The sequence below is a fragment of the Polaromonas sp. P3_A5 genome, assembly GCF_056403055.1.
On sequence record NZ_JBFUGF010000001.1, the window covers coordinates 1,836,911 to 1,856,492 of the forward strand.

The following is a 19,582-nucleotide window of genomic DNA, read 5'->3' on the forward strand; positions in this document are numbered from 1 at the left end:
CGTCAACCCAATTCCATGCGCGAAGCCAGCTTCCGACATTTGATTGCACGCGGCCTGGCTCGCGCACTGCTCGCCGACGCGGACAAGGCGGGCGGCACCACCTTGCGAGCTCTTCAGGCCAGGGCTGCCGCAGCCATCGGGCAACGCCCCGCGTGGCTTCGGGAACTGCTTGAACCGCTGTCTCTGTTGTCGGCCATCACCTGGCAAAAATTTGACGTCACTTCGCTGGCACGGCGGATGGAGGCATCGCATGCCTTTGATCTGGCCTTTCGGGAGGAGGGCGACGACGAAGACGAAGACGGGGAGCCCAATGACTCCAGGGAGCCGCAAGCCTCGCAACCGGATGATGACCGGGATGACCCCGAGCCGGAAAGGCCACCGCGCATTCGCCGGTTGATCCTGCGACCGGCGGTGATGCGCCCCCGGCCGTTGGGGCTGGAAGCTTGCGTCTTGCCCGACATCCCTACGGATGCCGATCTGGCGCGCTGGCTCCAGCTCTCCCGCGAGCAACTGCGCTGGCTGGCCCCGGCGACGCCGGCAGTTGTCGAGCATTACCGTTACGGCCTGCAGCCTAAGCAGACAGGTGGCCTGCGTTTGCTGGAGACGCCCAAGGCAGAACTCAAGCGTGTGCAACGTCACATCCTGCATACGCTGCTCAGTCAGGTGCCGGTGCATGAAGCCGCGCACGGCTTTACCGTCGGCCGCTCAGTCAAAACCCATGCGGCAGCTCACGTCGGGCAAGCCGTGGTCATCCGTTTTGACTTGCAGGATTTCTTTGGCAGCGTAGGGGCAGCCCAGGTCAATGCCGTCTGGCGCACGCTGGGTTACCCCGAAGGTGTGGCGCGAAGTCTCACCGCGCTCTGCACACACCGTACGGCGGGGATGGTGATCGAGCGTCTGCGCGACGATGGCGGGCTTGACTGGATGGGTGCCAAGCGCCTTGGTTCCGCGCATTTGCCGCAAGGCGCGCCCACCTCCCCGGCGCTGGCAAACCTCTGCGCTTTCAATCTCGATTTGCGGCTTGAGGGATTGGCCTGGGTGTTCGGCGCGAGCTATACGCGCTACGCCGATGACCTGGTATTTTCAGGCCCCGAGTCGCTGCGACGGCAGTTTCGCGCCTTGCACGCCTGGGTTGCAGAGATCGTTCGCGATGAAGGCTTTACCCTGCATCCGGACAAGACGCGTTGCCTGCCGCGGCATCAGCGGCAGCGCGTGACCGGAGTCGTGGTCAACGTTCACCCGAACGTGCCGCGTGATGATTTCGATCGGCTTAAAGCGTGTTTGCATCAAAGCGTGTTGCACGGGCCGGCGTCGCAAAATAAAAACCGGCTTGCCGACTTTCGCTCGCACCTGCTGGGCCGGATCGGTTGGGTCGGGCAATTCAGCCTGGCGCGGCAGGCGAGACTCATGCGCCTGTTTGAGCAGATCAACTGGTCGACCTGAAGGCTGCGAGGGCCGCGGAAGCGGCGCACCGCAGTTGTACGAATTTGCCGCCGGCGCGCGGCTCTAGCGCGGGGACGGCATGAGCCGTTCCTGAATCAGCTTCAGGGCGTCCGGCGAAACGCTCTCTTCGCCGCGGAAGGGGTTATCCATCGCGGCGATGAAAAACAGCATCAAGCCGACAAAAGTCGCCAGGATGCCCGACAGCACAAGGTGTAGCGCCAGCCGGTCCATGGAAAACAGCCACAGCAGCGAAAAGTTCAGCGCCGCACCCAGACATACCACCCACCACAGCACACCCGAGAGGGAGGTGCTGACGCTCTGCAGGCGCGCATACCGGGCCTCCAGAAAGCTGTTGAATTGCCGCAGTGTTTCGGCATGCAGGATTTCCTGGGTCCGGTTGGCAGGGGCAAATGACAGCAGCTTTTGATGAAGGTCTGAAACGCGCGTGGTGCCGCCAGCATGCAGCCGTCCTTGCCGCTGCTCGGGCCAGGCTTCGACGATCAGAAAGCGTACGTAGTCCCTCATCTGGCCCTCCAGGGTGGCGCGCGCAGGCTCCGGATAGTTCGACAGATCACGGTACAGCGCCGCAATGGCGGTGGCCTCCTTGCCCACGGCTTTTTCTGCATCCGCGAAGTTCTGGTAAGTGGCAACCGCGATCAGGCCCAGCATCAGCCCATAGAACACCCCATAAGCCGAAAGAAAGTAGCTGACAAATTCATTGGCGTCCGGCTGCGGGCCCACCCACTTGCGCACCAGCGGCCGCAGCAGAAGCAGGCCACCCCACGTGTAGGCCAGGCAGACGGCGCAAAAAAGCAGCGCCAGCATCCAGTTGGGTATGTCGTAAATCCAGTAGAACATGGCGCCTGCCCCTTTTTTTATGTCGAACCCCCACCCCGATGCGGATGATAACCACGGTTGCATGCCGGAAGCTTTCGGTCCGGCGGTCCCGGCAAATGCGGGGCAGTGCTGCGGCAGGGATTGAATACCCGAAATGTTGAAGGGAGAGTTGGGTGAAAGGCCTGTAAATAGTGCGCAAAATGCTATCAATTTAATAGCTAACTCGCTTTGCGTGAACCTCAGGCCGTACACCGGGCGACTCCAGCGCTGTGCCTTTCGCGCGGACATTCAGCTCAAGCTCCACCAGCTCCTGCGCGTAATAAGCAAAAGCCTCTGCCCGCGCTCCGGCATGCACACGAGCGCCTCTTTCAGGGGCCGCTCACGCGGCCATCTGTACGGCGTGCCGGAAGATATCGCCCGGCGTGCTCATCCAGACCTGGCCCCGGTCACGTGCGGAGGCGACATGCTGAAGCGCGCGCCGCAGGTGGCGCAGGCGGTAAGGCTGGCCGACGATGTAGGGGTGCAGTGCAATGCCCATCACCAGTGGTGCTGAACCGCTGGCCTGCGATTGCTCCAGCATCTCATCAAGCTGATCGATGATCAGCTGCGCAAAGTCTTTGCCGTCCATCTGACGCGCAATGATCATCGGGATGTCATTGAGTTCCTGCGGGTAAGGCACAGCCCACAAAGCCTTTCCGCTGCGGGTGCGCATTGGCAGCGGCTGGTCGTCGTGGCACCAGTTCAGGGTGTAGCCATAGCCGCTTTCAGCGAGCAGGTCAGGGGTATGCAGGCTTTCCGAAATCCACGGTGAAAGCCACCCGGCGGGGGACTGGCCGCTCTCCTGTTGCATGCGTGTGCGGCACTGCACCAGCAGGCTGCTTTCGTCCGCTTCACTCATGGCGGCCTGGCGTTCGGCGTTGGTGTGGCCATGGCCGACCAGTTCATCGCCGCGCGCTACGCAGGCAGCCACCAGCTCGGGGCAGTGGTCATACAGTGCGGTGTTGATCAGGGCGGCCGCCGGCAGGCCCAGGCTGTCAAACAGCTCGAGGCAGCGCCAGCTGCCCACGCGGTTTCCGTACTCGCGCCAGCTGTAGTTCAGGACATCCGGCTGCGGGCTGGCCGGGCCGATGGTGGCACCCATGCCCTCGCCGAAGGCAAAGTGCTCGATGTTGAAACCCAGGTAGACAGCCAGACCAGCACCGTTGGGCCAGCGATAAGGTTTGCGCTGGTTGATCGCCTGGTAGTCAAAGCGATTGTGCGTCGGCAGGGCGCCGCTGTAGCTTGCCGCCATCAGCTGATCACAGCACAACCAGGCCTGCCCGCACCAGCAGCCATTCGGCGCTGTCGTTCCACACGTCCATGTGTGTGATCAGCCCGCTTTTGACGACATAGCGGTCCACATAGCGGTTGCCTTCGAAAGGCGTTCCGTCAGGCCATTCTCCGTACAGGGTTCCCAGGCTGTAGACCACCGCTTCGTCGGGCACGGCACCGTTTGAGCCAGCGGCAACCGTTTCGGTGCGCTCAATCCTTTTTTTCACCCATTTGTAGCGCGATGCATTAAATTTGGTGCACTCAGCGGGGGCGCTCATGGCCCGGCCTCCGGTGAAAAGAATCTTCATGCCGGGTGCGGTGAACCGGCTGGCGGCCACCGGGTCAGGAAGCATGATGAGCCGGAGGAACTCATTGACCACGTCGGCAGCGCTTGCCGTGTCGCTGGAAAAGGTGTGAGTGCTGCTCAATCAGGATGCTCCTGCGGCTGTCGTTGCCGGAAAAATCATGTTATCACCTCGACGTTGGCCAGCTTGGCCACGCTGCGCCAGGTGTCGATCTGCGAATTGATCAACTGAACGAACTCTGCGCCGACCACCGCATTCTTGCGCGGCAGGGTCTGGATTTCTTCCAGTCTGGCTGCGATGTCCGGTTTGGCGAGAATTTCAGGGATCAGTGCCGTCAGCCGCGCAAGAATGGGCCCAGGCAGGCCTTTGGGCGCTGACAGCCCCAGCCACTGGGAACCCGTCAGCCTGGGAAAGCCGAGCTCGGCAAAGGTCGGAATGTTGGGAAGCGCTGGCAGGCGGCTCGGGGTAGAGACAGCCAGCGCGCGCAGGGACCCCGCCTTGAGTTGGGCCACGTTGGTGGTGATGGGATCGAGCAGGCTGTCGATCTGCCCGCCCAGCAGGTCTTGCATGGCCGGCGCGCTGCCTTGGTAGGGGATGTGGTCGTGTTGGGGCGCCTTGCCTTCAATCTTGAGCATTTCGCCAAACAGGTGATTGGCAGAACCGATGCCCGATGAGCCATAACGCACAGGCCGGGTCCTGGCGGCCGTCAGGTATTGCTCCAGGGTCTGGAAGGGCGACTGTGCACGCACCAGCAGCACCATGGGCGCTTCGACCAGCATGCCCATGTGAGAAAAATCATTCACCGGGTCAAAGGGCATGACTTTGCGGGTGGCTGTGGCATAGATGTGCACCGACGCATGGCTGACCAGCAGGGTGTAGCCGTCGGCGGGCTGCTTGGACACGTGGTCGGTGCCGATCAAGCCACCCGCACCCGCGCGGTTTTCCACCAGGACGGTCTGGCCCAGCGCCTGCGACAGGTGTGGCGCCATCATGCGTGACACGGTATCAACCAGACCGCCTGGTGGGAATTGCGCGACCAGTCTGATCGGCCCACGCGAAGGCCAGGCGCTTTGGGCGCTTGTCCATGCTGGAGCGGTCAGGGCAGAGATGCCGGCGGCCAGGGCGTGACGACGTTTCATGGAATGCTCCTGAAGGGCTGAAGGCTGCATTGGCAACCATCAACACGATTGAAAGCGGGGAAGCGGGGAAGCGGGGAAGCGGCTGATGACATCTGGCGATCAGCAACTTGTGTGCCAATTCGACTGTTCAGGCATTCGCGCTTTGGAGCCGGGTTTTCTTTGTGCCCCGACGCTGGCACCAGGAGGTGCCTCCCGGCCCAGGTCGTGTGACGGGATAAGCCTCATGTGACGGAAAGCCGGCACTGACCCGAACGGGACGGTCCGGTTTTGAGATGGTAAAAAGCGCAGCAGCCCCTCGCCGGATTTGCTCAATACGCTATGTAATTGATAGCATCCGCAGTACTGCCGCTCAAATCACGGCCGCACGCCCGGCGTCTCCATTGCCATGCCTTTTGCACGGGCATTCAGGTAAAGCTCCAGTTCCACCAGCTCCTGCGCGCCATAGGCAAACGGCTCGGCACGCACCCCGCTCATGCAGCCGCGGATGCGGCGCTGCAGCGAACCCAGCGCCTGCCATTCGAGACGGTACACCGGGTAGCCCGTGGGATGTGCCTCGGGAATCAGGCTGCTGGCCAGACGCCTGCCGGCCAAACCGTCATGGCACTGCGCGCAGGACAGGTTGAGCTGGCCCATGCGCTGCGCGAAAAGCTGCTGCCCACGCTGGCGGAAAGGCTCCAGCCGGGCATCATCGGGCGGTAATATTGGCAGGCCGCGCGACTGCAGCGCCACATAGCTTTCCAGGCTCAGCAGATCCTGGCTCTCCGGACGAAGTGGCGCGGCCTGCTGGTGATGCTGGCGGCACTGGTTGATGCGCTGGCTCAAGGTGATGGGCCGGCCGAGTTGAATGTCAAACGCCGGGTATCGCGCCGACACGCCGCGCATGCTGTCCGGCGTTGTGTGGCAGCTGATGCACGCCTTTCCGTTGGCACCTGTTGGCTGTTTCCACAGCGCTTCGCCGTCCTTGACCCACAACATGCCGGGATTCAGCGCATCGTCTTTCTGCATGGCCTGGGTGGATGCGCTCATGTCCTCAAAGCCTGAACGGCGAAGGTCTTTTGGCGGCGCGGTCTGTGCGCCGGCATGGCATGCCAGCAGGAAAGACAAAAGGCCCGCGGGGATGCGCGTCATCCCGTGACGGCCAGGTTGATGCTTTCAGTCTGCGCAAAACCGTTGTCGCCTTCCCAGCGAAGCACCAGCGTACCGCTCTCGGTGGCCACGGTATGGAAGGCGAGGTAGGGATTGGCCGAGACGGCCGAAAACAGCTCGGCGCTGAAGACCAGTTCGCCGTTGTAGCGGCAGCTGAAGGTCTTGATGATGTTGCGCGGCAGGATCTTGCCGTCCTCGCCGGCGCGAAAGCCGGTTTCCATCGGGTGGCCTATGGTCGCGCGTATCTCGATGACTTCACCGCGTCTGGCGGTAGTTGGGGCATTGATGAGTGTGCGTGCCATCAGGGATCGCCTTCAATACAAGCCGCCAGGGTCACGATGACATTGACGGTGTGCGACCAGTAGCTGCCGTCGCTCATCAGCGCCACTGCCACAAGCTGCTGCGAAGTGGCGAGCCGGATGCGCGTGGTCACGCTGGCCTTGCCGGAGCGAGGCCCTAGCGTGAAGCGGGCCACATCGCGCTGGGGGTTTTTCTCGTTGAAGACGGCAATGCTTTTCACGTGGTCGGCCGCCGTCATGGGGCTGTCCACCGTGACGGTGATGGGCACCACATTGCCGTTGTCGACCAACTCGGCTATGTCAAGCTTGACTTTGCCCGCTCGTACCGGAGCGCTTTGGGCATAGGCCGCCACCGCTGCCGCCAGCTCACCGGCCTGCGCCGCTGCGGGACGCAAAACGACGCCCAGGCCCATGCTGGCCGCGCCCGCCAGAATCTGGCGCCGATTAAAAGAAATAAAACGGCCTGCTGTGGTCATGAGTTCACTTCAGTGTGAGCAGAAAGGCCACCACGTCTTCAATTTGCTGGGCGTTCATGATGGGCTTGCCCTGCCAGGCCGTACCCACGCGCACGAGGCCGTCGTTGCGGTAGTAGGCGGGCATGATGCTGGCCGGGTTCAGGCGTTGCGCGTCGGCAATGCGCAGGCGCAGCTGCCCTTCGTTCCAACGTGCGCCCGCGCCCGCCAGGTCGGGCGCCAGGTTGCCCTGGAAGCGCTCTTCGGGAATGGGCCCGGTGTGGCAGAGCAGGCACAGGCCGTGTTGGCGGCTCGCGACGATGGCGCGGCCGCGTGCCGGGTCGCCGGGCGTGACCGTCAGTGCCTGGGGTATCGCGTCGCCAACAACCTGCAGCGCCGGGACGGATTGTTGCGCGAAGCTGGTCCAGGGCGCCAGCATCATCACCCCGCCGGCGATGGCGCCATGCCAGTTCATGCCTTCTTGAGATCGTGGTTCTTCAGCGGCAGGTCGCGTATGCGTTTACCCGTCGCCGCGAACACGGCGTTGAGCACTGCAGGCGCGGCGACCGCGATCGTCGGTTCACCGACGCCGCCCCAGAAGCCGCCCGAGGCGACAATGATGGTTTCCACCGCCGGCATGTGCTGCATCTGTACGACGGGGTAGGTGCTGAAGTTGTCCTGCTCCATGCGTCCGTCTTTTTGTGTGCATTCGCCGAACAGCGCTGCTGACAGGCCGTAAGCAAAGGAGCCTTCGACCTGCGCCTCGATCTGCTGCGGATTGACCGCATAGCCCGGGTCGGTGGCGGCCACGATGCGGTGGACCTTGAGCACGCCGTCGCTGCTCACCGATACCTCGGCGCAGGCCGCCACGTAGCTGCCGAAACCCATGGTTTGTGCCAGGCCCCGGTAGACCTTCTGGCCGCCGACGTCGGGCGGGGGCACGTTCCACTTGACGCGTTCGGCCACGGCATTGAGCACGGCCAGGTGCTTGGGGTGGTTCGTCATCAGCTTGCGCCGCAAGGCCAGCGGGTCCTGCCTGGTGGCAACCGCGATTTCGTCGATGAACGATTCGAGGTAAATCGTGTTCTGGTTCAGGTTCACGCCGCGCCAGAAGCCGGGCGGCACACTGGGGTTGCGCATTGCATGGTCGATCAGCAGGTTGGGGAAGCTGTAGCCAATGGAGGCTTCAGGCCCCGGTGCGTTGAGGCCCTGAAACTGCACCGGGTCGAGTCCGTTGCGCACGTTTTGCGGCGCCACGCCGGCCAGGATGGACTGGCCTGAAATGCGCATGTGCAACGCGGTGACGTTGCCCTGCGCGTCCAGCCCGGCCTGCAGCTTGCACTGCGTAACCGGGTGGTAGCGCCCATGCAGCATGTCTTCCTCGCGCGACCACAGCAGCTTGACCGGCACACCCGGCATTTGTTTGGCAATGTCCACCGCCTGGCGTACCCAGTCGTGCACCGCGCCGCGCCGCCCGAAGCCGCCGCCCAGGTGAATCTTGTAGACCTCGCATTTGCCGGCCGGCAGGCCTGCCGCTTCGGAGGTGGCCGCCAGAGCCGCTTCACCGTTCTGGGTAGGCGTCCAGACTTCGCAGCGCTCGGGCGTCCAGCGTGCGGTCGCATTCATGGGCTCCATGGTCGCGTGGTTCTGGTGCGGGTAGGAATACACCGCTTCGATGCGTCTGGCCGCTGAGGCCAGCGCTGCTTTGGCGTCGCCGTTCTGGTTGCCGACGGCTGCGTCGGGCGCGTCCAGCCCGGCCTTGAGCATCTGGGCAACGCTGGCGCTGGAGTTGGCGGCATTGGGGCCGTTGTCCCATTCGATGGGCAGCGCGTCGAGTGCGGTCTTGGCGCGCCACCAGGTGTCGGCCACGACGGCCACCGCACTGTCTCCGACTGCCAGCACCTTCTTCACGCCGGGGCGTTTCTCAACTGCGGCGGCATTGAAGCTTTTGACCTTGCCGCCGAACACCGGGCAGTCCTTGATGGCCGCGTTGAGCATGCCGGGCAGTTTCAGGTCTGCGCCGTACACCTGCTTGCCGGTGACTTTGTCCATTGTGTCCAGGCGCGCCAGTCGCTTGCCCACGAGCTTCCAGTCTTTCGGGTCCTTCAGCTTGACCTCGGCGGGCGGCGCCACTTTGGCTGCCGCAATCGCCACTTTGCCGTAGGTGGTTTTGCGGCCCGATGGCGTGTGGGTGATCACGCTGCTGGCCGCGGTGCATTCGGCCGCCGGCACCTTCCATTCATCGGCTGCGGCCTGCACCAGCATCATGCGGGCGGTGGCTCCGCCTTTGCGCACATAGTCGTGCGATTCGCGGATGCCGCGGCTGCCGCCGGTAGAGAAGTTGCCCCAGGCCCGGTTACGCGCCAGGTTCTGGCCGGGTGTCGGGTATTCGGTGGTGACTTTGGCCCAGTTGCATTCCAGCTCTTCGGCTACAAGTTGCGCGAGCCCGGTCAGGCTGCCCTGGCCCATTTCAGAGCGCGCGATGCGGATGACCACCGTGTCGTCGGGGCGCACCACAACCCAGGCGTTGATCTCCGGCGAGGCTGCGCCCTGGGCAGCCGCCGTGCCGGCGAACGGAATGTGGAAACCTACGATGAGGCCGGCCGAGGCACCCGAGGCCAGGAAGCGGCGGCGCGAGAGACGCAGAGAGTTTGCGGAGGGCAGGGGGGTGGCGCTCATGTCGTGCTCCCGTCGGTGTGTTGAATGGCGAGCGCCGCGCTTTTGGTGTTACCGCCCGCGGCAACAACCTTGATGGCGGCGCGGATGCGGTTGTAGGTGCCGCAGCGGCAGATGTTGGTCATCGCCTCGTTGATGTCGGCATCGGTCGGGTTCGGCTTGGCCTTGAGCAGCGCTGCTGCCGTCATCACCATGCCGCACTGGCAATAGCCGCACTGCGGAACGTCCAGCGCAACCCAGGCCTTTTGTATGGGGTGCGAGCCGTCGGGTGAGAGACCTTCGATGGTCACGATTTTTTCGGTCGCACTCACCGTCGAGACGGGCCGCACGCAACTGCGTGTAGGCACGCCATCGATGTGCACGGTGCAGGCGCCGCAGGCCGCGATGCCGCAGCCGTATTTTGTGCCGGTGAGCCCAAGCTGTTCGCGGATGACCCACAGCAGCGGTGTGTCGTCCTCCACTTCAAACTCACGCACGGTACCGTTGACGTTCAGTTTTGCCATGGATGCGCTCCTCAATATTTGAAGGAAGGATGGGCCGGATGACTGGGGGATAGTAGCGCTGGTGCATGTCAAATGCACCCGGCAATGCTATACCTGAGTAATGTGCTGACTTGCGCTTGGCAATAAAGTTCGGCCGGGTAAACCCTTGTGAGACCGGCGCTTTTCGTCAGCGAGCTTCTGCCAGCGGCAGGCCGGTGAAAGCCGCGTAGCGTTGAGCGGCAAGCCGCAGTGCGCCGGCGCTGCCGCGCGGCAGTGGCGCGAAGGGCGCTGTGCTGATGCTGAGCGCGCCTTTTTTTACCTGCGCCTGCCAGGTGCCGGCCACGCGCCCGCCGACCAGCAGCGCCGGGCGGAACAGGCCATTGGGCGTCATGAGCTTGCCGGCGTGTTCGCTGTCGATGATGGCTTTGCGATCCGTATAGCCCAGCACGTATTCGTCGAAGCCGGCGAGTAATTGAAGCGCGGGCTTGCCGGCTGGCGGTAAAGGCGTGCGTTTGGACCACCACACGGTGTTCCCCTCAAACAGTGCCCGTGCCAGGCCGGTTTCGGCCATCTCCAGCGCCGCCCTGGCTTCGCCGGCGGCCAGCCCTGACCACCAGGAAAAATCGGCCAGCGTAGCGGGGCCATGGCTGGCGAAGTAGCGCTGCGCCAGTTGTTTGAGTGCGTCCTCGCGAAGCAGCTCCTTGCTGGCTTCGAGTCCGGGAGGCAGCCATTCATCGAGCAGTGTGTAGGTGGCCTGCTTGCCGCGCGGGTTGCCCAGGCAAATCAGCCCGACCTGGGCCGCGCGGTACAGGATGCGCCCCCCGCGATGGCCTTCAGTGTTGATACGGTGCTGCGCGAGTGCAGCAAAAAGTTCCAGGCGCGTGAGCTGCTGGCCGCCTTCCAGGCACTGCCGGATGGCCGGGAGGATTTTGCGGAAGGCTGCCTCATCCAGCTGGACCTCACGGTAGGCTGCCGCGGTGCGGGTCAGCAAAGCCGGTGCGGTCAGTGCCAGCAGCCAGCGCAGGTCGGCGGCCGCCACCAGGTGCAGCGTGCCGCGCAGGACCCAGCTGCGGACCACCTTGCGTTGAGCCAGTGCCTGTTCAATCGACGCGTCGGTGATGGCCGCAGCGGTTGTGAAGCGCGAGCCAACTGCCCATCGGGCGTGGGCATATTCCTGTGCCTGCACGGCGCCAAACCACTGCACGGCCTGATCGGTTCGTTTGAAATTTGAGGCCCCAGGCGGGGCGGTTGCAACAAGGCGCTGGCTGGCCTGCCGCAGCGCGAGCAGTTCCTGCCGCGAGATCTCCGCCATGCTCAGGCAACGTTTTCAAGCATGGCGAGCATGCGGCTTTGCCAGGCTGCGGAAGAAAACCGTTCACGCAGCAGTTGCTGCGACGCCTGCACCATGGCCTGGCGGCGGGGTACGTCTGCCAGCAGGTCGGCGCATGCCAGGGGCATGTCCTTGAGGTCTGCCATGACCAGATGAACGCCTGGCTCGATGCCGAAATCTTCAGCGCCTTCAAAGATGTCGGAAACGACGGCCGTGCCGGCCGCCCAGCTTTCGAATGTCCGGAACTGGTCGAAGTACGTGTGTTCCGGATCGGCATGGATGTTCAGGTTGATGCGCGCACCGGCGCGGCAGGCGTCGCGCGCGGCGCCCCACAGGCCGCTCCAGACGAATTCGGCCTTCAGGGTGGGCGCCGTGCCGGCGAAGTATTGCTCGGCATCCCGCCGCCGGGGCGTGTCGCCGCCCAGCATGATGATGTCGCGGGTTCTCTGCGCTTCAGGAAGGGGCGTTCGCACATGTTTGCCGGCCACCATATAGGGCAGCTGGCAAGTGGCAAGTGCCGGGAAATGCTGTGCGAGGTAGCGTGCTATGGAGGAATCCATCGCCAGCACAGCGTGCAAGCCGGGTGCGATGGCGTCGAAAAGATCGGTCTTGTACCGATGTACGGTAGCCAGTGCATTCTTTGTCAATGGATCAAACATCCACAGCACGTGCTTGCCGTTGCGCGGCAGGCCCTGCACGGAAAAACGGGGCAGTGCATAAATTCCGGCAATCAGCAGGTTGACGTCGCAGTGGCCGACATCGGGCAACGGCGCGTCGGTGCTGGTGCCCAGGTCAATGAACTCCACGTCATGGCCTGCCTTCACCAAAACGTCCATCCACAAGCGCGAAGCGTTGCCAAACAAGGTGTCGATGTCGGTGTAGATGTGGATTTTCAACGCGTCTTCCTGCGGCTTCTTTGTGTTGCTCTTCAGCTTATAGCGCAAGGCGCCAAGGTGGCCAGGGCCAAGCAGGCGTTGGCGATCCGCAAATAGACCCAGGAGTCATTGCCGCTGTGATCTGTTGTCATCGCCGTTCGACGGTCCGAATGGCGGCGCTTGTCGTTCCGGCAATGCCATCCGTGCGCGGTATCGGGGACCTGCGGCAAAACTTTACACAACGCACCTGGATTTCCTGGGGAATTCTTCACCGGCAAGAAAGATTTTCAGTAAGTCAAAGGTAACTGAATGTATGTCTTTCTGGCTCTAAATGTAACCAATAGGGCCGCGTAATGTGTGCAGAAAAGCCCTTTTTGAAAAAATTGGGGCGAAATCATTACATAAGACTGTTGGTAATTAATCACTTTTTCTCCCTTGTATCAGGTTTCACAATTGGTTACCGTGAATTAGTTCACAAAAAATACAGCCCGCAAGTGTCGAATCACAACACCTGCAGGCACTTCGGAAACCTTGATTTTCAACGGGGCTGGCGATGAAGCGTATCGATCATGTGGGCGTGCACAGGATGTGGACTGGTGCTTTTTCTGTGCTCATGGTCATTGCGACAACTGCGCTGGCGCAGCAGGCGCCATCCACCATTGACCCCGGCCGGGTTCGCGAGCGTTTTGATTTCCAGCCTGAGCCCGGCGCCTCAGCGGCACCTCCGGAAATCAGGACCGAGCCAACAGGGCCTTTGCCTGAATCACTCAGGGCCATTAAGGTCACGCTCAGGCGCATTGATATTGAAAGCAGTACCGTGCTGCCCGGTGGCATTCTTCAGGCGAATGCGGACAGCTATACCGGACGGGAGATTACCGGCAGCGAGATTCTGCAACTCGCGTCTTCGCTCACCGCGATGTACCGTAACGCAGGCTACATCCTGTCATTGGTGGTGGTGCCGCCGCAGTCTCTCGCCGACGGTACGCTCACCCTGCGTGTGGTTGAGGGCTACATCGACAAGGTGAACATTCAGGCAGGGGACGATGTCAGTGCCCATGTGAAGGAGCAGCTCGCAGCCATCGGCGAGAAGATCAGGGCGTCGCGGCCCATTCAGGGCCCCGTGCTTGAGCGCTACCTCCTGATCGCCAATGATTTTCCGGGTGTCGAGTTGCGCAGCGTGCTGGCCCCTGCGCATGCGCCGGGTGCGGCTGACCTCACACTGATCGCCAGCGTGAAGAAAGTCGAGGGCTTCGCTGCCGCCGACAACTATGGGTCGAAATACCTCGGCCCCGCCGAGATCGGCGTGGAAGTGAACATCAACCAGTTGCTGGGCGTCAACGACCAGTGGCGCTTTCGGGGCATGAGCAGCGGCAACTCCGAGCTGGCCTATGCACAAATTTCCTATAGCCAGGTAGTCACGACAGAGGGTCTCAAACTGTCCGCTGCCGTGTCCAGGGCTCGCACACGTCCAGGCGACATCCTGACGCCGTTTGATATGCGTGGCAACGCGGACACGATGACGGTCTCTGCTGCGTATCCGCTGCTTCGAACCCGCAATGAGAGCGTGACTGCACGGGCAACGTATGAGCACACCGACGTGCAAACCGACGTGCTGGGCACCCGGGTGATTGAAGACCATCTCCGTGTGCTGCGCCTGGGGCTTGGGTGGCGGGTGCTTGACCGCCTGGGCGGGCAGAACTCGCTGGATGTGGATTTCAGCCAGGGACTGGGTGGCACCCGGGAATCCGATCCGCTCAAAAGCCGGGCAGGGGCCAAAGGGGTGTTCAACAAACTTACCTTCGATTACGAGCGTACCCAGCCCCTTGCTTCGAACCTTGCACTTACGCTGGGCCTGAGCGGGCAGTGGGCCAACACCCCCCTGCTTTCGTCCGAGCAGTATGCGGTGGGCGGCCGGCGGTTTGGGCGGGCCTACGAGCCTGCTGAACTGGTGGGCGAGCGCGGGCTGGCGTTTCGCGCCGAACCTCGTTATTCCGGTTCCTCGGACTTCGCGGGCTTCAGGTCATGGCAGCTCTTTGCCTTTTATGACATCGGCAAGGTCTGGACGGTGGGCTGTACTTGTGTGGGCATGCCCAACAGCCAGAGCCTGGCATCGGCAGGGCTGGGGACTCGCCTCTTCCTTCCAAGGAACGTGGTGGCTGCGGTCGAGATCGCCTGGCCCCTGACCAAACCCATCGCGAGTTATCAGCCCCACGGAAAAGACCCCCGGCTACTGGGCACGCTGCTGGTGCGCTTTTGATGATTTGTTCAATGACTTTTCTTTGCCTCAAGAGGTGATCCATGAACGCTAAGCTGAACCCCCCGCGTATTTTTCCTGCCGTCCGGCGCCGGCGATCTTTTGCGCTGAAAGCCCTTCCGGCGGCGGTCGCCATGCTGTTCTCGCCGCCAGGCTGGCCGGTTGACATCGCCGGTGGCGCAGGCCTTCCCCAGAACGGCACGGTGTTTTCCGGCACGGCCTCAGGCTCGGTGTCGGGCAACCAGCTCACCATCAACCAGGGAACCGACCGCGCCGTGGTTAACTGGGGCTCGTTCGACATCAACCCCGGAAAGATGGTGCAGATCAACCAGCCCAACGCAAGCTCGGCCATGCTGAACCGCGTGACAGGCGACGCCAGCCCTTCCCAAATACTGGGCAGCCTTTCGGCCAACGGAACAGTGATGCTGATGAACCCCAATGGTGTGATGTTCGGGCAAAACGCCGTGATCAATGTGGGCTCGCTCATTGCCACCACGGGCAACATTGACGTCAACAACTTCATCAACACCGGCGGCGCACAGATCACCGGGGCCGTCGGCAGTATCACCAACCATGGCAGCATCACCGCGCAAAATGCCGGCCTGGTGGCTTTGGTCGCGCCGTCGGTCACCAACCACGGCAGCATCACCGCCACCGGCGGCACGATTGCCCTGGCCGGATCGACCGCCGCCACGGTCACCACGGTGTCGCTCAACAGCGGGCTGTATGAGTTCGCCATACCGGGCGGTGCAACGGGTTTGAGCGTGTCCAATATGAACCATGCCAGCCTGAACGGCGCGACCCTCTTGCTGGGCGTGGGCGATGCCGCCAATCTGCTGTCCGGCGTCATCAACCTGGAGGGCATTCAGCAAGCCAGCAATGCCATCGTTGTCAACGGCCATACGGTGGTGCTGAAGTCGGCACTGGACGCAACCCAGGTCAGCGGCAATGCAGGCCAGGTCGATGTGTACAGCGGGGCACGTATCCAGGACGCCGTCAACATTTCAAAGACCGGCACACCAGGAGCGGGGGGCTCTGTAGATGTTCACGGAGGCGCTTATGCCGAGCAGGTCACCCTGAACAAGGCCAACCTGACACTGACAGGCCTGGATGGCGCAAAAATCGTGGTGCCCGATGCCGGGCAGGTCAACGGCATCAGCATTACCGCCAACAATGTGACGGTGACCGGGATGGAGATCGCCGGGCCGGTTAACCAGCCCTACACAAGTTATGCGTGGGGTTCCAACATCAGCCGCGGCATTGCCGTGGCCAATGGCGTCACCGGTTTCACGATCAGCAACAACAACATCCATGATGTGCGCAACGGCATCCTGATCGACGGGCGCAACACGGGCAGTGTGACAGGCAACCGGATTGAAAATACCAAGAGCGCCATCTCTGTGCAGTACACCGACGGCAGCGGCATTGGCATGGCCGGCAACAGCCAGGGCCCGGTGGGCAACGAGTGGGGCCTGAACCTGCACCTGAACGGGCACATGGTTGGATCGAATCCCAACCCTGTCTCCAACAGCACGCCCATCGCTGCCGCTCCTACCCTGTCACAGCAGCAATCTCTGCTGGACCTGAGCGCGGCCAATGGCGGCTGGTCCGTGCAGGACCAGGCGTACACCTCGTCCAACCGCACGCACGTGACGGTGGCTACCACGGGCTCTTCGGGCGCACAGGGCAGCGTACTCACCCCGCTGGGAAGCATCCAGGGCGGCGTGGATGCCGTGGTCACGGGCGGCACGGTGAACGTGGCGGCCGGTAGCTACAGCGGCAGCGTCAGCATCACCAAGTCGCTGACGCTGGACGGCGCGGGGGTGGGGCAGACGGTGCTGCAGTCCGCCTCGGCTGGCACCGGCGACGCGGTCACTATCAACAATGCTTCCAACGTGACGCTCTCCGACCTGTCGATTGCCGACTACCTGTACGGCTTGCGCATCAACGGTACATCCAACGACGTGACCGTCAATCGCGTGGCTTTCAACAACAACACCTTCGGCATGCGCAACGGCACCACGACCCGGGCCGACAACTTCCGCATGCTCAACAGCACCATCACCGGCGGACAGATCGGTGTGCAGACCTACAACGGTTACCAGATGGTCGGTGGCGCTCCGGTGGCCACGGGCTCTTTTGAGAATGCATTGTTTGAGAACGTCACGGTGGACGGCCCCAGCTTCAAGGGCTTTTATCTTGAAACCGCGAACAACCTGACTCTCAGGAACGTCACCGTCTTGAATGCCGGCAACTATGGGGCGCCTGCATCTTCATCGCTGCATAAACGTTATGGCGCCGGCATCGACATCAACCTGAAATACGACAACTTCAATGCGATCAATTTTGACAACGTGACGGTCAAAAATTCTGGCGCGAGTTCGGGTGATCCGACGGCTGCGGCGGTGGTCATCAAAACACGCGGCATCGCCGGTGACAGCGCCGACTACATGGCCGCACCGGCCAGCTTGCAAAGCGTCAACATCTCCGGCGGCAGCATCGAGGGTTCCAGCCGGACAGGCATACGCTTTGAAACCATGAGCAATGGCCATGGCGGCCAGCCCACGGTCGCCATCGGCGGCGGCACCCAGTTCAAGAACAACGGGCAGGACATCTCGGTGGACGCTGTTGCGGTTGATGCTCGCGGCGCCGTCTTCGACGGTGCGGCCGACGGTTTTGCCATCGAAGACCGCGTGACCCATGCACTCGATACCACCGGGCGAGGCCTGGTGACCTGGACGGACGGCAATGTCTACGTCACGCAGGCCAGCGGCAGCATCCAGAGAGGCGTCAATGCCGTGGTTGCCGGCGGCACGGTCAATGTGGGCGGCGGCACTTATGTGCAGCCCTCCACGCTGGTGGTCGACCGTAGCGTCACGCTGGCCGGTTCGGGCCAGGGATCGACCGTGATTGACGCACACGGCGTCAGTGGTTACGGCATCAACGTGACCGCCGACAACGTGTCACTCAAGGACTTCACGCTCTACGGCCCGAGTGCCAACGTAGCCGGGTCCTACGGCATCAAGGTAGCGCCCGTCGGAGACGCATCAGCGCGGCTGCGCAACTTCTCCATCAGCAATGTCACCAGCCGCGGCGCGGGCCGGGCCGAGCTGGACCTCAATGGCGTTGACGGCGCGCTGATAGACCGTGTGACGGCCGACGGTGCGCCGGTGGGCAACAACACCGGCACGACGCAGGGCGCCGGCATACAGCTGACCGACAGCGCCAACGTCACCGTCAGCAATTCGACCACCCGCAACAACGCCTGGGGCGGCCTGGCGCTTTACCAGGCCAACCGTCATTACAACCAGCAGGTGAACAACATCACGGTGGCGAACAGCAACAGTTTTACCGAACGCAATCCGGTGTACATGCAGGATGAATCAGCGAGCCGCAACTTTGGCGCACTCAGCATCGCGGGCTTTGACTTTGCCGTACGCAATGCCGGTACAGCAGACAACAGCTACCAGTACACCTGGCTGCAGGCCTCGCAGCAAAACGCCCTGGACTATGCCGTCAATCTGGGTAACGCGGGCTCCAGCTACGTTCAGGGCTGGAACGGCGCGCAGGCCACACAGGACTTCCAGGTGGGCATCGGCAATCTGCTGGGCGGCGGGACACAGGCGCTATCCATCGGGACGGCCATGGGCAATGCGGCAACCGGTGCCAATATCCGCGTAGGCGCCGGTACCTACGCCGAGGACGTGGTGGTAAACAACCCCTACAACCTGTACTTCGGCGGCTCGACCCTGCACGGCCTGACGCTCAATGCCGGCGCGGGCGGCTCCGGCATCAGTGGCAACGTCACGGTTGACGGTGCGGGTGGCATCCTGTTCAATGCCCCGGTGAACCTGCTGGGCGACACAACGCTGGCAACCCTGGGCGCCAACATTACGCTCAACGGCGATGTGCAAAACGCCGGCAGCGCAGCCCGCGCGCTGCGGCTCGTCGCAGGCTCGGGCAGCACCCGCGGCAATGTGCACATGGTGACGGGCGGCACGGAAACCAACGCGCTCGGCCGGTTTGAGGTTGTGGCCAGTGACTTCAGCCTGGACAGCACCTTGTGGGTGAAAGGCTACGGCATTGACGCACTCGGCAATGTTGCCCTGAGCAACCACACGCTGCGCGGGCAGGACGCTGCACAGTCCAACACCCTGAACGCCGGCGGCGACGTGAGCGGCTCCACCATCAGCCTGGGTGCCGTCCAGGTCACCAGCGGCGGCGACGTTTCGGCCAACGTCACCGCCAGCGAAGTGGCGGTGGCCGCCGTAGGCGACGTAAGCGGCACCACCACCAGCCAGGGCAATGTGCAGATCAGCAGCAGTACCGGCGACATCAGCGGCAACATCACCGGCAACAACGTGGTGGTGCAGGCTCAGGGCGACGTAAGCGGCACCACCACCAGCCAGGGCAATGTGCAGATCAGCAGCAGCACCGGCAACGTCAGCGGCAACATCTCCGGTAACAATGTGGTGGTGCAGGCGCAGGGCGACGTGAATGTCGTGGTCACTGCCAGCAACTCGGCATCGCTGGCTGGCGACACCGTGGTGGCCAACGTGGTCGCGCCCATCATGGCCGTGGAGGCCGTCACCGAGGTGCAAATTTCCGGCACATCCGCCCAGGTGAGCATTGATTCGCCAAAAGGCAGCGTTAGCGGCAGCTTCGGGCAGGTGACCAATTCGGGCAGCGGCCTCGTTAATGTCAACGGCAAGCCGCAGGGCAACCAGCAACTTTCATCCAATGCGGAAAATAACCGCGTGATTCCGGCCGGCAATAACGTGGCTGACAACGCCGGGGCCGGGGCTGACAGTGCAGGGGCAGCTACGCCGACGCTTCAACTGGCGCTGGCCGGTGAAGGTACGACTTCTCTGGTTTCGAGCACCCCTGCCAAAGCAGGCGATGCCATCGACAACGGCCAGGCCGTGGAGCTGGACATGTCACCAGGCAATGGAAAAGAGAAGGAATGAGGATTGGCCGGTGAATTGCCGGGCTGGGTGCAGGGCCTGAGCTTGACCCGAAGATTGGCGCCGATG

Annotated in this window: 15 protein-coding genes; 3 read left to right on the top strand and 12 right to left on the bottom strand. The window is 62.8% G+C overall.

Features of this window, described 5'->3' with window-relative positions:
* The first annotated feature begins 15 nt into the window (after positions 1–15).
* On the top strand, positions 16–1,443 hold the full coding sequence (locus AC1DU8_RS08635) for a reverse transcriptase family protein (RefSeq protein ID WP_477726633.1): 1,428 nt from the start codon (positions 16–18) through the stop codon (positions 1,441–1,443).
* 63 nt (positions 1,444–1,506) lie between these two features.
* Here the strand turns inward: AC1DU8_RS08635 and AC1DU8_RS08640 are convergent, their stop codons facing one another.
* The 12 genes from AC1DU8_RS08640 to AC1DU8_RS08695 form a co-directional block, all read right to left on the bottom strand.
* Positions 1,507–2,301: a bestrophin-like domain gene (locus AC1DU8_RS08640; RefSeq protein WP_457280582.1), complete on the bottom strand. Its 795-nt coding sequence runs from the start codon at positions 2,299–2,301 to the stop codon at positions 1,507–1,509.
* A 358-nt stretch (positions 2,302–2,659) separates the two neighbouring features.
* Positions 2,660–3,571: a polysaccharide deacetylase family protein gene (locus AC1DU8_RS08645; RefSeq protein ID WP_457280583.1), complete on the bottom strand. Its 912-nt coding sequence runs from the start codon at positions 3,569–3,571 to the stop codon at positions 2,660–2,662.
* 7 nt (positions 3,572–3,578) lie between these two features.
* Positions 3,579–3,944 (bottom strand): nuclear transport factor 2 family protein, encoded by a 366-nt coding sequence (locus AC1DU8_RS08650; RefSeq protein WP_477727043.1) that lies wholly within the window; start codon positions 3,942–3,944, stop codon positions 3,579–3,581.
* Positions 3,945–4,054: 110 nt separating this feature from the next.
* Entirely contained in the window at positions 4,055–5,035 is a 981-nt protein-coding gene (locus tag AC1DU8_RS08655; RefSeq protein WP_477726634.1) for a Bug family tripartite tricarboxylate transporter substrate binding protein, read from the bottom strand.
* Positions 5,036–5,389: 354 nt separating this feature from the next.
* Positions 5,390–6,163 carry a sulfur oxidation c-type cytochrome SoxA gene (gene soxA / locus AC1DU8_RS08660; protein WP_457280585.1) on the bottom strand — a complete coding sequence of 258 codons (774 nt, stop codon included), beginning with the start codon at positions 6,161–6,163 and terminating at the stop codon, positions 5,390–5,392.
* Complete coding sequence (soxZ, locus tag AC1DU8_RS08665; protein ID WP_457280586.1) at positions 6,160–6,483, bottom strand: thiosulfate oxidation carrier complex protein SoxZ; 324 nt, start codon at positions 6,481–6,483, stop codon at positions 6,160–6,162. Before soxZ ends, soxA begins: the two co-directional genes overlap by 4 nt.
* On the bottom strand, positions 6,483–6,956 hold the full coding sequence (locus AC1DU8_RS08670) for a SoxY-related AACIE arm protein (protein WP_457280587.1): 474 nt from the start codon (positions 6,954–6,956) through the stop codon (positions 6,483–6,485). The genes soxZ and AC1DU8_RS08670 overlap by 1 nt, the downstream gene beginning before the upstream one ends.
* Before the next feature lie 4 nt (positions 6,957–6,960).
* Entirely contained in the window at positions 6,961–7,407 is a 447-nt protein-coding gene (soxX, locus tag AC1DU8_RS08675) for a sulfur oxidation c-type cytochrome SoxX (RefSeq protein WP_457280588.1), read from the bottom strand.
* Positions 7,404–9,611 carry a xanthine dehydrogenase family protein molybdopterin-binding subunit gene (locus AC1DU8_RS08680; RefSeq protein WP_457280589.1) on the bottom strand — a complete coding sequence of 736 codons (2,208 nt, stop codon included), beginning with the start codon at positions 9,609–9,611 and terminating at the stop codon, positions 7,404–7,406. Before AC1DU8_RS08680 ends, soxX begins: the two co-directional genes overlap by 4 nt.
* Positions 9,608–10,111: a (2Fe-2S)-binding protein gene (locus AC1DU8_RS08685; RefSeq protein WP_457280590.1), complete on the bottom strand. Its 504-nt coding sequence runs from the start codon at positions 10,109–10,111 to the stop codon at positions 9,608–9,610. Before AC1DU8_RS08685 ends, AC1DU8_RS08680 begins: the two co-directional genes overlap by 4 nt.
* Before the next feature lie 166 nt (positions 10,112–10,277).
* Complete coding sequence (locus AC1DU8_RS08690; protein ID WP_457280591.1) at positions 10,278–11,402, bottom strand: winged helix DNA-binding domain-containing protein; 1,125 nt, start codon at positions 11,400–11,402, stop codon at positions 10,278–10,280.
* A gap of 2 nt (positions 11,403–11,404) precedes the next feature.
* Positions 11,405–12,316, bottom strand: a complete 912-nt coding sequence (locus tag AC1DU8_RS08695; RefSeq protein WP_457280592.1) for a glycosyltransferase family protein — start codon at positions 12,314–12,316, stop codon at positions 11,405–11,407.
* A 532-nt stretch (positions 12,317–12,848) separates the two neighbouring features.
* On the opposite strand from AC1DU8_RS08695, the gene AC1DU8_RS08700 reads away from it, so the two are divergent.
* Together AC1DU8_RS08700 and AC1DU8_RS08705 are read left to right on the top strand one after the other, a co-directional pair.
* Complete coding sequence (locus AC1DU8_RS08700) at positions 12,849–14,552, top strand: ShlB/FhaC/HecB family hemolysin secretion/activation protein (protein ID WP_457280593.1); 1,704 nt, start codon at positions 12,849–12,851, stop codon at positions 14,550–14,552.
* 41 nt (positions 14,553–14,593) lie between these two features.
* Positions 14,594–19,516, top strand: a complete 4,923-nt coding sequence (locus AC1DU8_RS08705) for a beta strand repeat-containing protein (RefSeq protein WP_477726635.1) — start codon at positions 14,594–14,596, stop codon at positions 19,514–19,516.
* The last annotated feature ends 66 nt before the right edge of the window (positions 19,517–19,582 follow it).

Bases quoted from the DNA above. Each gene is read 5' to 3' on its own strand.
- AC1DU8_RS08635 (WP_477726633.1), top strand. From the start codon at position 16: ATGCGCGAAGCCAGCTTCCGACATTTGATTGCACGCGGCCTGGCTCGC.
- AC1DU8_RS08640 (WP_457280582.1), bottom strand. From the start codon at position 2,301: ATGTTCTACTGGATTTACGACATACCCAACTGGATGCTGGCGCTGCTT.
- AC1DU8_RS08645 (WP_457280583.1), bottom strand. From the start codon at position 3,571: ATGGCGGCAAGCTACAGCGGCGCCCTGCCGACGCACAATCGCTTTGAC.
- AC1DU8_RS08650 (WP_477727043.1), bottom strand. From the start codon at position 3,944: ATGCTTCCTGACCCGGTGGCCGCCAGCCGGTTCACCGCACCCGGCATG.
- AC1DU8_RS08655 (WP_477726634.1), bottom strand. From the start codon at position 5,035: ATGAAACGTCGTCACGCCCTGGCCGCCGGCATCTCTGCCCTGACCGCT.
- soxA (WP_457280585.1), bottom strand. From the start codon at position 6,163: ATGACGCGCATCCCCGCGGGCCTTTTGTCTTTCCTGCTGGCATGCCAT.
- soxZ (WP_457280586.1), bottom strand. From the start codon at position 6,483: ATGGCACGCACACTCATCAATGCCCCAACTACCGCCAGACGCGGTGAA.
- AC1DU8_RS08670 (WP_457280587.1), bottom strand. From the start codon at position 6,956: ATGACCACAGCAGGCCGTTTTATTTCTTTTAATCGGCGCCAGATTCTG.
- soxX (WP_457280588.1), bottom strand. From the start codon at position 7,407: ATGAACTGGCATGGCGCCATCGCCGGCGGGGTGATGATGCTGGCGCCC.
- AC1DU8_RS08680 (WP_457280589.1), bottom strand. From the start codon at position 9,611: ATGAGCGCCACCCCCCTGCCCTCCGCAAACTCTCTGCGTCTCTCGCGC.
- AC1DU8_RS08685 (WP_457280590.1), bottom strand. From the start codon at position 10,111: ATGGCAAAACTGAACGTCAACGGTACCGTGCGTGAGTTTGAAGTGGAG.
- AC1DU8_RS08690 (WP_457280591.1), bottom strand. From the start codon at position 11,402: ATGGCGGAGATCTCGCGGCAGGAACTGCTCGCGCTGCGGCAGGCCAGC.
- AC1DU8_RS08700 (WP_457280593.1), top strand. From the start codon at position 12,849: ATGAAGCGTATCGATCATGTGGGCGTGCACAGGATGTGGACTGGTGCT.
- AC1DU8_RS08705 (WP_477726635.1), top strand. From the start codon at position 14,594: ATGAACGCTAAGCTGAACCCCCCGCGTATTTTTCCTGCCGTCCGGCGC.